The organism is Arthrobacter sp. TJ-238 (genome assembly GCF_058269215.1).
Genome location: NZ_JBZCNH010000002.1, coordinates 200247 through 212402, shown reverse-complemented (window position 1 = coordinate 212402; position 12156 = coordinate 200247). Strand labels below are relative to the sequence as shown.

Here is a 12156-nt window from a genome sequence, read left to right as displayed (position 1 = left end):
CGTTCGGCACCGGTGCCCGCAGGAGGGCTGCGGTCACGCTCCGGCCGAGCCGGCTTCCTGCCGATCCCCGACGTGCGACCGGGCCGACCCCCAGGACTCCAGCGCGGCCCGGACGTCCGCGCGCCGCTCGGAGGTGACGGCGACCCGGTAGGCCTGCTCCACGACATCGTCGATCAGGACCCTGCCGCCGGAGGACGCCGATTCCACCGCGGCCTCGACCATGGCCAGGCTCAGGATGTTCGAGTGCACCTCGCCCGAGGGCACGTCGCCGGACCGCAGCGACGACACGAACTCCACCAGCGCACCCGCAATCTCCTCATCGTGGGACACCGGCGTGAGCGGCGATGAACCCGACTGCACCTCGGCGACAGGCGCTCCATCCCCGTCCCAGGCCGCTGATCCACCGGCACCGTTCACCCGCCAGCTGCCGTTCCACGACGTCTCCAGGCCGTCCGCGCACCAGCTGCCCGTGTACACGTAGCGTGTGCCGTCGCTCATGGTGAACACCGCCGTGGCGGCGGCATCACCGCTGTACCAGCTCCACGACGGATTGAACTCCTCGCAGTACACGGACACCGGCTCCTGAACCAGCAGGAACCGCACTGCATCGAACTGATGGATGGCCATGTCCACCAGCAGCACGTGCGCCATCTCCTCCCGGAACCCCCCGAAGCGCGGTGCCTTGAAGAACTCGGTGGTCACCACCCCGACATCGCCCAGCCCGTCCGTGATCGCCTTCAGCTGCGTCAGACCGCGGAAGTACCGGCGCGACTGGCTGATCATCAGCAGCTGGCCGCTGACCTCCGCGGCAGCAGCCAGGGACAGCCCCTCGGCGACGGTCGGCGCTACCGGCTTCTCGCACAGCACCGGCAGCCCGGCGAACATCGCCTCGACGTTGACGGGATGATGTGCACCCGGCACCGTCACATTCACGACGGCGTGGGCGCCGGTCGTCAGCGCGACCTCCGACACGCTGGTACCCAGCGCCACGCCGTCGAGCCCGAACTCCCGGACTGCCTCCTGCGCGGTCGCCAGGTCCAGGTCCACGAGGCCTACCAGCTCGACGTCGTCGTTGGCCTGCAGCGTCCGGATCCAGGCCCTGCCCATACCCCCGGCGCCCACCTGCACGACGCGCAGCGGTCCCGGCTCATCGATCGTTGCGAAGGAGATCAATTGTTCATCGCCCCCTGGTAGCCGTGTCCGGCATAGAAGTCCTCGGTCTCGTAACGCAGCAACACCGGGTCGGTGCGCTCCGAACGCAGGGTTCTCGCCCACTCGACCCCGTTGGCGATGACGCGGCGTACATCCTTGTGGTGGTAGACGGGGTAGTCCTGGTCACCAGGGCTGAAGAAGAAGATCTTCCCGAAGCCGCGCTTGAAGGTGCAACCGCTCCGGAACACCTCACCGCCGCTGAAGGTGCTGAGGAAGACCAGCTCGTCGGGGGCGGGGATGTCGAAGAACTCGCCGTACATCTCCTGCTCGGGAATGATGAACGGGTGGGGGACGCCCTGGGCGATCGGGTGGGATGGATCGACCGTCCACACGATCTCCCGATCACGCTCCGAGCGCCAGCGAAGCGTGCACGAGGTCCCCATCAGCTTCCCGAAGATCTTCGACCAGTGGCCGGAGTGCAGGACCAGCAAGCCCATACCCGCGAGCACATGGCGGTGCACGCGCTCGACCACCTCGTCGGAGACCTCGCCGTGGGCGGCGTGTCCCCACCACACCAGCACGTCGGTGGACTGCAACACGTCCTCGGTGAGGCCGTGCTCGGGATCATCCAGAGTGACGGTGCGGACCTGCGCACGCTCCCCCAGGTTCTCCTCGATGCCCTCGCGGATGGTGGTGTGCATGCCGTCCGGGTAGATGGCGGCGACCTCGGGCTGCTCCTTCTCGTGGCGGTTCTCGCCCCAGACGAGGACGCGAAGCGGCTCGGTGATGTTCATGGTGTCTTCCTTACGTGAGAGGTGTCCAGCCGGCCGAGCCGGCGCTCTTGGCAGCGTCGGCCTGGCCGCGGCCGGCGTGCTCCGGAAGTGGAGAACATCGCAGGGCGGGATGGTGGGACCGCCCGACGCGACCAGCCGGAAGTAAAACGCTTAACCGGCTGGCATGAAAAGGAGTCTTCCGCCGCCGCCCGTGCTTGTCAAGGGGTGGTCAAAGCGCTTTACCATAGCCGCAGGGTAGAAAGTCGACACCTACCTCACGTTGCCCGAGGGAGGAAGGTCACCGATGGCCACCATGCAGGACGTCGCGCGTCTGGCGAACGTCTCGATCGCTACCGTCTCGTTCACCATCAACAACACGAAGCCCGTCGCGCCTGCTACCCGTGCCAAGGTCGAAGCGGCCATGCACGAGCTCGGCTTCCGGCGCAACATCGTGGGGCGCGCCCTTGCGAGCAAGCGGACGCGGATCATCGCACTGCTGTTTCCGGCGCTGGAGCATTCGTTCAGCGGAACGGTCGTGCAGTTCTTCACCAGCGCCGCGGCCGCAGCTCAGGAACTCGACTACTCCCTGGTCCTCTGGCCGATCAACAACGATGCGGGGCAGACCACCGAGCTGACCTCCAGCGGCCTCGTCGATGGTGTCGTCCTGATGGAGGTCCAGCTCGACGATCCGCGCGTCGGGGAGCTCACCAAATCGGGGACGCCCTTCGTGCTCATCGGACGCACCCGCGACCCGCGCGACCTGACCTACGTCGACATCGACTTCGAACAGACGCTCGCTATGGCCGTTCGACACCTCTCGAGTCAGGGGCATTCCGTGATCACGCTGCTCGACGATTCCGTGGGTAGCCGTCAGCTCGAGACGTTCGGCCCCGTCAGCCGGTCACGTCAGAGCTTCGAAGCCGAGATGTTGCGCCTCGGGCTGACCCCCTCGGCGTTCAGCTGTGAGGCGAGCCCGAGAGCGGGCGTCGAAGCCGCCCGTGAACTGGTTCACTCATTCCCGAGCACGACAGCCGTGATCGTCCAGAACGAGCTGGCCGCCACGGGTTTTGTCAGTGGTCTGAGACACCGCAGCATCGACGTACCCCGCGATGTGTCCGTGCTCTCCGTCGGATCGTCCGCCGAGATGGCAGCTATGGCGGATCCGCAGCTCACCGTCCTGTCCTCACCGAGTACGGAGCTGGGGCGCATGGGAGTAGAAGCTCTGATCGATCAGTTGGAAGGCCGCAATTCAGGTTTGCGCCAGGAGTTGGTGATGTGCAGGCTCGAAGAGGGACAATCGACGGGCCCCGCGCCTTCTCCCTCAGGTCGGCCGTAAGGCACCGTGCAGTGCCGGCTGGGCCTCGGGATCGGCGGGCCAGGCGGCCTCCTGTGACGCCAGGTCGAGGGCGGAACCCAGCATGAAGCTGTCCTGCACGGTCACCGCGACGACCTCGTCGTTCGCGGCGAAGCCCTGCTAGAACACGATCACGCTCCGCGCCCGCTCACCCCGGCGCATCGCGTCGAACGCCTCGTTGACCTCCTCCAGGCCGATGCGATGCGAGATGAGCCGGTCCACGGGCAGCCGCCCCGCAAGATACAGCGCCGCCAGGCGGGGGAAGTCCCGCCCCGGCACAGTGGAGCCGTAGTTCGAGCCGATGAGCGACTTGCCGCTCTCCGCGAGCGCCAGCGCGTCGATGGACACCGGGCGGCCCTCTGGCGGCAGGCCCACGATGATCGCCTTGCCGCCCGCCGCGATGAGTGAGGGGAGGGACTCGATGGTCTGGACACGCCCGATCGCCTCGAACGCATACGCGGCGCCTCCCCCGGTGATTGCTGCAACCTCGTCCGCGAGGTTGTCCGACGGCACCAGCGTGTGGGCGGCTCCGAACTCCTTAGCGGCCGCGAGCTTGTCCTCGCTCAGATCGACCGCGATGATCGGGTTCGCGCCGACGAGCCGCAGCGCCATGATGATCGAGAGCCCCACCCCGCCGGTGCCTACGACGACGGCGGACGACCCGGCCTCCACTCCGGCGTCGTTCACCACCGCCCCGAAACCGGTGGCGACGGAGCAGCCGATGAGGCTGGCGACGTCGAACGGGACCTCTCGTGGGATGCGGATGGCGCCGGATTCGGGCACGACGGCGTACTCGCTCATGGACCCGACGGTCAGGTACGGGTAGGCGCGGTCACCGTCGAGGGTGAGCGGGCTGCTGCCGTCGGGCAGGAGGCATTCCTCGGAGCGGCTGCCCGTGCACACGTAGGCCTTCCCCGACAGGCAGGCGGTGCAACGCCGGCAAGGGTAGAACCAGGAGAGGATCACGTGGTCGCCCACCGCGACGTCGATGACACCGTCGCCGATCGCCTCGACCGTGCCGGCGCCCTCGTGGCCCATCACCGTGGGCGAGGGCAGGGTCCAGTCGCCGTCGAGCACGTGGCGGTCCGATCCGCAGACCCCCGAGGCACCCATCCGGACCAGGACGGTGCCAGGACCGGGATCGGCAACCTCGACCGTGGTCAGGTCGAGGTTCTGCGAACCGATGCGGTGGACGGCGGCGCGTGAGGCGCGGCTCATGCGCGCCCCTCGATCGTCTCCGCAGGGGCGTACCCGCCGACGCCGCGGCGGACGTAGAGCACCCGGGCGAGCACGTAGTACACGATCGCGCCGACGATCGCGGCGGGGAAGGACGCCGTGATGTAGCTGAAGACGGGCTGGGTGGTGAGCATCACCGGGTTGTAGATCAGCAGGTAGAAGACGGCTCCTACGGCGACGGCGGCGAGCCCTGCCCAGTTGATGCCGCCGGAGAAGTGGTACGCGCTCTCACCCCGGTGCCGGTAGAGGTCCTCGAGTGCCACGCGCTGGCGGCGGAGCAGGAAGTAGTCGGCGATGATCGCTCCGCACATCGGCGCCAGGAAGGCACCGCTGAGGGTCACGAAGGTCATGAACCGCAGGTACATGAAGCCGGGGAAGAACGCGAGGATGGCCGGCAGCACGAAGAACCCCGCGCACAGCCATGCCCACCGGACCCGGGAGAGCAGGTTGCCGCTGGCCTGCCGGATGGCGAGCACCGTCGAGTAGACGATGGAGGCCGTGCTGGTGATGTTGGCGAACGCGATGAACAGCAGGATGAAGGCGCCGAGGATCGGCCCTCCGAACGGCAGCATCCACACCGTCGGATCGGAGTCGCCGAGCGTCAGGGCCGCGGCCATCCCGACGATCTGCGCGATCAGGGTGGCTCCGAGCAGCCCGAGGTACGAGGGCCAGAGGGCGGCTCCCGGCGTCTTGGTCAGGCGTGCGAGCGAGCCCATCACCGGATACCAGGACACGCCCACGCCCACGTTGAACTCGACCGCGAGGGCGAAGTTGACGCGGTCGTCCTCGAACGGAGCAAGCGGTGCCGCGCTGACCAGCGTGTCCCACGACGTGTTGAGGACGAGGAAGACCATGAGGAACACGGTCACCACGATCAGGCCCGGGGCGATGAACTTGTTGAACCGGCCGATGGTCACCGGGCCGCGCGACAGGATCCACCAGGAGACGGCGATCGCCACGAGCGCGAAGAGGGTCACCATGAGGCTCTCCGGGCCGAAGTCGGTGCCGAAGGTCGAGTTGGACACCTGCGTGACCGCCCTGCCCACCATGATCGCCAGCAACGAGGACCAGCCCATCTCGGTGATGAGGATGACGGTGAAGACCAGGATGCCCACGCCGAGCAGCCCGAAGACCGGCCGGAGGATGGTGTACTGCTCCACGCCGTAGCGCTGGCTGGCGACGACGCTCGCCAGGATCATGAAGCCGAGGCCGATCGCGTTGCCGATGACCATCGCGGCGATGCCCTGCTGGAAGCCGACGAGCAGCGCCGTCGACCCGCCGACGAGGAACGCCCAGGTGGCGATGGCGAGGCTGATGTTGACGCCGGTGAAGTCGGCGCCGTTCCAGATGCGCTCGCCGCGGAGCAGCGGCAGCGATCCGAGCGAGCCGCCGTTCCCGCCGGCGGCGTCGGTGGTCTTCCCCTGGTCGCGGTCCGTGCTCACAGCACCAACACCAGGAACCCCAACAGGGTGATCCCGAGGACCACCAGGGTGTACAGGCCGAGGTGCTTGCCCGACAGCGCGTCCCGCGACGGGTCGCCCTGCTCGTGGGCCTGAACCTCTTCGAGCCTTCGACGTAGTGCGGCTGCCGTAGCTGCGTCTGCAGAGTCCATAGTTCCCACCTTCATCGACGGTCATGCGGTTCGGGTCAATAGTTGCGCCCATCATGGGGGCGTCAACGGGTCGGTATCCGTAAACTGAGTGCTGAAACTTCATGTTGACGACTGCTCGAAAAGGGGTGGGCTGTGCCCGGGTTGGCAGTGCTTCAGGCCCTGGGGGTCACGGACGCCGTCGAGGAGAACCTGCGGCGCATCGACACGTATGCCGCCCGCGCTGCCGAGCAGGGCGCCGGGATCCTCGTGACTCCCGAACTCTTCGCCACCGGCTACGCTCCCGCGGTGGTCTTCGACTCCGATGGGCAGGGTATCCGGGCCGAGTTGGCGGATATCGCCCGCCGGCACGGCATCGCTCTCGTCGGATCGACGGTCGACGCCACTGCTGATGCGCGGCATATCAGCGCCTCGCTGTTCGACCGGCAGGGCGCCGAACTGACCCGCTACCGGAAGGCACATCTGTTCGGAGCTGAGGAACAGTCGGTCTTCCAGCCCGGACACGATCTCCCGGAACTGGTTCCCCTGCTGGGACTGACCGTGGCGCTCGGCATCTGCTACGACATCGAGTTCCCGGAGTTCGCGCGCAGTGCGGCGCAGCGGGGCGCAGACGTGCTCCTCATCCCCACGGCCGTGCCGGCCACGGGCGACGTCGGCGGTCGCGCGCCGGAGCACACCTACAACGCCGATCGCATCTCGACCCTGCTGGTGCCGGCGCGAGCCCTGGAGAACGGCGTCTACATCGCCTACGCCAACCACACGGCTCCGGACTTCACGGGGTTGAGTTGCATCGCCGGCCCGTACGGGACGTTCCTCGGGATGGCGGGACACGGCGAGGAACTGATGTTCGCCGACCTCGACCACGCGGAGGTCCAGCGCGCCCGGGAGCTCAACACCTACCTGATCTGCCGGCGTCCTGAGCTCTTCATCTGAAGCTCCCGGGCGTCGCCGCCACCAGCGATGGCGACATCCGGCCGGCATGGTGCATGGGAGTCCGCCGGCTCGCTCGACAGCTGCCCCGTCGTGAGGTCGCATCCCTAGAGCCGACCGGCGTCCAGCCAGTTCTCGGGTGACGGGACGAGCAACTCCAGCTCGGCCCACAACCCCTCGGGCAGGTCCGCGGTGGCCGCCTCGATCGTCGGTCCGATCCGGCCCGTCTTGCTGATACCGAGGACCGTCGTGCTGACGCGCGGCTCGCGGATCGAGAACTGGATGGCTGCCGTCGTGAGGTCCGTCTGCCAGCTGCGGCAGACCTCGCGCATCCGGGTGATCGAGGCAAGCGTTGCGGCTGCCGCCGGACGGTATCCGTACACCGTGTTGGTGCCGGTGGAGTCGGCCAGGATGCCGCCGCCCAGGACCGCGGCATTGATGACCGCCATGCCGAGTTCGGTTGCGCGCGCGATGATGTCCCCGGCACTGCGGTCGACCAGGGTCCACCGGTTGTGCACCAGGAGTACGTCGAAGACACCGAGCTCGAGGTGTCGCGCCAGTTCGTGGACATTTCCGCCGGCAAGTCCCAGGCAGCCGATCTCGCCACTTTCACGCGCTGCCACGAGTGCGTCTACGGCCCCACCCTTGGCCGTCAGCTCGTCGAAATCATGGAACTCGGGATCATGCAGGTGCACGACGGGCAGTGGGTCGATGCCGAGCCTCTGCCTGCTCTCGCCCAGCGATCGTCGGACTCTGTCTCCGCTGTAGTCGCTGCCCTTCGCGTCGACCTTCGTCATGACGACGACGTCGTCGGGCAGTCCTCCGTATTCGGCGATGCCTTTGCCGATCCGGGCCTCACTGCGGCCGTCGGAGTACCCGTTCGAGGTGTCGATGGTCCGGATATCGCTGTCGAGGATCGCGCAGACGAGGTTGATCGCATCACGCTCTGCGACCTCGTAACCGAACGTGTCAGGCATGCTGCCGAGCGGTGCCCCTCCCAGCGTGATCGGGCTGACCTTCAGGCCGGTCGATCCGAGGTGGTTCAACTCCCAACGCGCGGTCATGCGGCGTTCACCCCGTGGACGGACGCCGTCGCCACCTGCGGGACGCACCGCCGGGCAGCCGGCAGGCGGGCATGCCGGCGGTGCTCTTGATGTCTCTGAGGGCGGGCGAGGAGAGCGGAGGACGTCATCATCGGATCCTTCGAAAGGGGACGGTGGTCAGGAGGGGCCGGCTTCAACATGATCATCATCTATACGTCGCTGCGCGGCATTCCGTCCGAACTCTACGAGCCGGCGCGTGTTCCTGCTGCAGTTCATCGGTACGCGGCGGGCCTGCGCAGAGCGGTACCGGCAGGATCACCGCCCGGCGTAGGCCGCCCGGTGACGCCCCCGGGAATGCTGGTTGTCCGAGGGTCTTGCTACATTCTGACCAGCACGGGATCCATCCCCGCGCACCACCGATGCCGGGGGCCCCATGTTCTTGCTCGACCCGACCGCACCGGCCCTCACGCCGGACCTGGTCTTCTCCGCGACCGACCTCGTCGCGGCGAGCGAGTGCGAATACCGGACCCTGCGCATCCTCGACGAGAAGCTCGGCCGCACATCGAAGGCGGAGTTCGCGGTCGACGAGCTGCAGCGGCTCGCCGGGGCTCTCGGCGACGTCCACGAACTCAGGGTGCTGGAGGACCTGACCGCCCGGTACGGACCGTGGAACCCGAAGCGGAACACCGGGGTGTACCGGGTGGAGCGGGGTGACACGATCGACCGCGCCGCACTGCTCGCCAAGCACGAGGAGACCGCCGCCGTCCTCACCGGCGGTGCCGACGTCGTCTTCCAGGCCACCTTCTTCGACGGCGAGTTCCTCGGCTACGCGGACTTCCTCGTCCGGCAGCCTCTTGATGGTGCGCATGCCGGGCGCTACGCGGTGTGGGACACCAAGCTCGCGCGGCACGCCAAGGTCGGTGCGCTGCTGCAGCTGGCGGCCTACGGCGACCAGCTGATCCGCCTCGGCCTCGAACCCGCCCCGCAGGTCACCCTCGTGCTCGGCGACCTCGAGCACAGCGTCCACTCGCTCACCGATCTGCTGCCCGTCTACCGCGAACGCCGGGACCGGTTCCGCGCCCTCTCCGGAGCACACCGCGCCGCCGACAAAGTCGTCGAATGGGGCCAGGGCGGCGTCGTCCACTGCGGGCGCTGCGACTACTGCGCCGAGCAGGTCACCCTGCACCGGGACCTGCTGATGGTCGCCGGCATGACGTCGTCACGGCGCAAGGACCTGATCAGCAGGGGCATCACCACGATCGACGCGCTCGCCGAACTCCCGGACGCCGACACCCGCGGCCCCCTGCTGCGGCTGCGGGACCAGGCGCGCATGCAGACGGGCACCGCCGTCGTCGACGGCTCGCGCACGTTCGTCAAGGACGGCCTCGAGCGCACGATCGGCTACCGGGTGCTCGCCGAGCACACACTCGCGACGCTGCCCGCGCCGAGCGGCGGCGACATCTTCTTCGACTTCGAGGGCGACCCGCTCTGGCAGGACCAGGCCACCGGCAGCTGGGGCCTGGAGTATCTCTTCGGTGTCATAGAGCCGGCCGACGCGGACGACGCCCCGGTGTTCCGACCCTTCTGGGCGCACTCCTGCTGGGACGAACGGCAGGCGTTCCTCGACTTCCTCGACTACGTCGAGAAGCGACGCAGCGCCCACCCGGACCTGCACATCTATCACTACGCGCCCTACGAGAAGGCGGCCCTGCGGACCCTCTCGCTCCGGCACGGTGCCGGCGAGGACATCGTCGACGACTGGCTCCGCAGCGGCCTGCTCGTGGACCTGTACGCGACGGTCCGGCACTCGCTGCGGGTCTCCGCGTCCTCCTACTCCATCAAGGAACTCGAGCCCCTCTACATGGGCGATCACCTCCGCACCGGAGACCTGGCCGACGCCGGCGCCTCCGTCGTCGCCTACGCGCAGTACTGCGCGGCGCGGGACGACGGCGACGAAGCGGCCGCCGCGACGATCCTCGCCTCCATCACCGACTACAACGAGTACGACTGCCTCTCCACGCTGCGCCTGCGCGACTGGCTGCTGCAGCTGCCCCGGCCCGACGCACCGGAAGGGACCACCCCGTCCGACAGCTCGCAGGACGCGCCGACGAGACCCGAACCGAAGCCTGCGGACGAACCCACCCCGGACGAGATCCGGCTGCGCGACCACCTCGCGCAGCGCGCAGGTGACCGGCCGACGGCGGAGGACCAGGCCATCGCGATGGTAGCCGCCGCCACCGGCTACCACCGCCGCGAGCGCAAGCAGTTCTGGTGGGAGCACTTCGACCGGCTCGAGAACGACCGGGACAGCTGGTCCGACCAGCGGGACGTCTTCGTCGTGGAGTCCGGGACGGTACTGGAGGACTGGGCGAAGCCGACGCCCAGGGCCCGGACGGAGTCCCGGACGATCCGGCTGCGCGGCGTCCTGCCCGATGGCTCCGACGTGCGTCCGGGATCGACGTGGTTCCGCATGTACGACGCCCCGCTACCGGATGGCGTGCAGGTCCCGGCGGACAGCCGGCTCGGCCGGGGTGGGTGTTTCGGAACGGTGGTCGAACGTGTCGAGGCGGATCCCGACGTTCCCGGCAGGACGCTGATCACGGTCACCGAGAAGTCGTCGGCCACCGTTCCGCCCTACCGGCACCTGCCCGCTGCCCTGACACCCGACCAGCCAATCGCCACGGTCAGCCTGGAGGCGTCCCTCGCCGAGCTGGCGAACACGGTCGGCGCAGCACTGCCGGATCTCCCGCGGCACCCCGGCCTCGACGTCCTGCAGCGCTCCGCGCCGCGCCTGACGACGGGGAACGCCCTGCCGCTCGTCGCGCACGACGACGTCGGGCAGGCCGACTACGTCACTGCCGTCACGGACGCCGTGCTCGATCTCGACTCCTCCTACCTCGCCGTGCAGGGCCCTCCCGGCACCGGCAAGACGTATGTGGGCTCGCGCGTCATCGCGCGCCTGGTCGAGAAGGGCTGGAAGGTCGGCGTCGTGGCGCAGTCCCACGCCGTCGTCGAACACTTCCTCACCACGGCCGTCGCCGCGGGCGTGGACCCGGAGCGGATCGGCAAGAAGCTGCAGCAGGACCATCCAGTCCCCTGGCCGCACACGTCCGACGACGCCATCGGCGCCCTCCTGGCTGGGGACGCCGGGTGCCTCATCGGCGGGACGTCGTGGTTCATGACCGGCAAGCTCGTACCGCCCGGGTCGCTGGACCTGCTCGTGATCGACGAGGCCGGACAGTTCTCGCTCGCCAACACGCTGGCCGTCTCGCGGGCGTCGTCGCGCCTGATGCTGCTGGGCGATCCGCAGCAGTTGCCGCAGGTCACGCAGGGCTCGCACCCGGAACCGGTCGACGAGTCGGCCCTGGGCTGGCTGTCCGCCGGTCATGCGACGCTCCCCGCGAGCCTCGGGTACTTCCTCGCCGACTCCTGGCGCATGCATCCGCACCTGTGCGACGCCGTGTCCCGGCTGAGTTACGACGGCAAGCTCGACGCCGCTCCGGCTGCCGCGGCCCGCCGGCTGGAGGGGCTGCCGGCCGGGGTCGACGTCGTCCTGGTCGACCATGCCGGCAATGTCGTGGCCTCGGACGAGGAGGCCGCGGAGGTCGTCGTCCAGGCGCGCCGGCATCTGGGCCTGACCTGGCATCCCGGCGGGACCGAGCCGCCCCGGCCGCTGGCCCCGACCGACGTGCTGGTGGTCGCCGCGTACAACGCGCAGGTGCAGCGGATCCGCGCCGCCCTCGACGCCGCAGACCTGCGGGACATCCGGGTGGGGACGGTCGACAAGTTCCAGGGGCAGGAGGCCGCGGTGGTGCTCGTGAGCATGGCCTGTTCGTCGGTGTCCGAGGCGCCCCGCGGCGTGGAGTTCCTGCTGAACCGCAACCGCATCAACGTGGCCATCTCGCGGGGGCAGTGGCGGGCCGTCGTCATCCGCTCCCGCGAACTGACCAACTTCATGCCCACACGCCCCTCCGGCCTCGAGGAACTGGGCGCGTTCATCGGGCTCGGGGACGGGACCGCGACGGCCGCCGAAGTCCGCTGACGGGCCCGACACGCCTA

Annotated in this window: 9 protein-coding genes; 3 read left to right on the top strand and 6 right to left on the bottom strand. The window is 68.8% G+C overall.

Annotation, left to right across the window (positions count from 1 at the left end; genetic code table 11):
- Nucleotides 1-33: 33 nt before the first annotated feature.
- Together AC4D2O_RS04325 and AC4D2O_RS04320 are read right to left on the bottom strand one after the other, a co-directional pair.
- Nucleotides 34-1173 (bottom strand): Gfo/Idh/MocA family protein, encoded by a 1140-nt coding sequence (locus AC4D2O_RS04325; protein ID WP_490905373.1) that lies wholly within the window; start codon nt 1171-1173, stop codon nt 34-36.
- Nucleotides 1170-1946 (bottom strand): ThuA domain-containing protein, encoded by a 777-nt coding sequence (locus AC4D2O_RS04320; protein ID WP_490905372.1) that lies wholly within the window; start codon nt 1944-1946, stop codon nt 1170-1172. The genes AC4D2O_RS04325 and AC4D2O_RS04320 overlap by 4 nt, the downstream gene beginning before the upstream one ends.
- A 283-nt stretch (nt 1947-2229) precedes the next feature.
- On the opposite strand from AC4D2O_RS04320, the gene AC4D2O_RS04315 reads away from it, so the two are divergent.
- The gene (locus AC4D2O_RS04315; RefSeq protein WP_490905371.1) at nt 2230-3261 is read left to right on the top strand and encodes a LacI family DNA-binding transcriptional regulator; all 1032 of its coding nucleotides are present in this window, start codon (nt 2230-2232) and stop codon (nt 3259-3261) included.
- Between the two features lie 138 nt (nt 3262-3399).
- On the opposite strand, the gene AC4D2O_RS04310 is transcribed toward AC4D2O_RS04315, so the two are convergent.
- Genes AC4D2O_RS04310 through AC4D2O_RS04300 form a run of 3 tightly spaced genes read right to left on the bottom strand, consistent with a single transcriptional unit; the run spans nt 3400 to nt 6127 of the window.
- Nucleotides 3400-4497, bottom strand: a complete 1098-nt coding sequence (locus tag AC4D2O_RS04310; RefSeq protein WP_490905370.1) for an alcohol dehydrogenase catalytic domain-containing protein — start codon at nt 4495-4497, stop codon at nt 3400-3402.
- A complete protein-coding gene (locus AC4D2O_RS04305) occupies nt 4494-5957 on the bottom strand; it encodes a purine-cytosine permease family protein (protein ID WP_490905369.1) in 1464 nt (487 codons plus the stop codon). The genes AC4D2O_RS04310 and AC4D2O_RS04305 overlap by 4 nt, the downstream gene beginning before the upstream one ends.
- A complete protein-coding gene (locus AC4D2O_RS04300) occupies nt 5954-6127 on the bottom strand; it encodes a hypothetical protein (RefSeq protein ID WP_490905368.1) in 174 nt (57 codons plus the stop codon). Before AC4D2O_RS04300 ends, AC4D2O_RS04305 begins: the two co-directional genes overlap by 4 nt.
- 132 nt (nt 6128-6259) lie before the next feature.
- Here AC4D2O_RS04300 and AC4D2O_RS04295 point away from each other — a divergent pair, with 132 nt between their 5' ends.
- Nucleotides 6260-7057: a nitrilase-related carbon-nitrogen hydrolase gene (locus AC4D2O_RS04295; protein ID WP_490905367.1), complete on the top strand. Its 798-nt coding sequence runs from the start codon at nt 6260-6262 to the stop codon at nt 7055-7057.
- Between the two features lie 104 nt (nt 7058-7161).
- Here the strand turns inward: AC4D2O_RS04295 and AC4D2O_RS04290 are convergent, their stop codons facing one another.
- On the bottom strand, nt 7162-8118 hold the full coding sequence (locus AC4D2O_RS04290) for an aldo/keto reductase (RefSeq protein WP_490905366.1): 957 nt from the start codon (nt 8116-8118) through the stop codon (nt 7162-7164).
- Nucleotides 8119-8530: 412 nt separating this feature from the next.
- Here AC4D2O_RS04290 and AC4D2O_RS04285 point away from each other — a divergent pair, with 412 nt between their 5' ends.
- Nucleotides 8531-12139: a TM0106 family RecB-like putative nuclease gene (locus AC4D2O_RS04285; RefSeq protein ID WP_490905365.1), complete on the top strand. Its 3609-nt coding sequence runs from the start codon at nt 8531-8533 to the stop codon at nt 12137-12139.
- Nucleotides 12140-12156: the final 17 nt, after the last annotated feature.

Excerpts from the sequence above, each read along its gene's own strand:
- AC4D2O_RS04315 (WP_490905371.1), top strand. The coding sequence starts at position 2,230 with ATGGCCACCATGCAGGACGTCGCGCGTCTGGCGAACGTCTCGATCGCT.
- AC4D2O_RS04310 (WP_490905370.1), bottom strand. The coding sequence starts at position 4,497 with ATGAGCCGCGCCTCACGCGCCGCCGTCCACCGCATCGGTTCGCAGAAC.
- AC4D2O_RS04285 (WP_490905365.1), top strand. The coding sequence starts at position 8,531 with ATGTTCTTGCTCGACCCGACCGCACCGGCCCTCACGCCGGACCTGGTC.
- AC4D2O_RS04300 (WP_490905368.1), bottom strand. The coding sequence starts at position 6,127 with ATGGACTCTGCAGACGCAGCTACGGCAGCCGCACTACGTCGAAGGCTC.
- AC4D2O_RS04320 (WP_490905372.1), bottom strand. The coding sequence starts at position 1,946 with ATGAACATCACCGAGCCGCTTCGCGTCCTCGTCTGGGGCGAGAACCGC.
- AC4D2O_RS04290 (WP_490905366.1), bottom strand. The coding sequence starts at position 8,118 with ATGACCGCGCGTTGGGAGTTGAACCACCTCGGATCGACCGGCCTGAAG.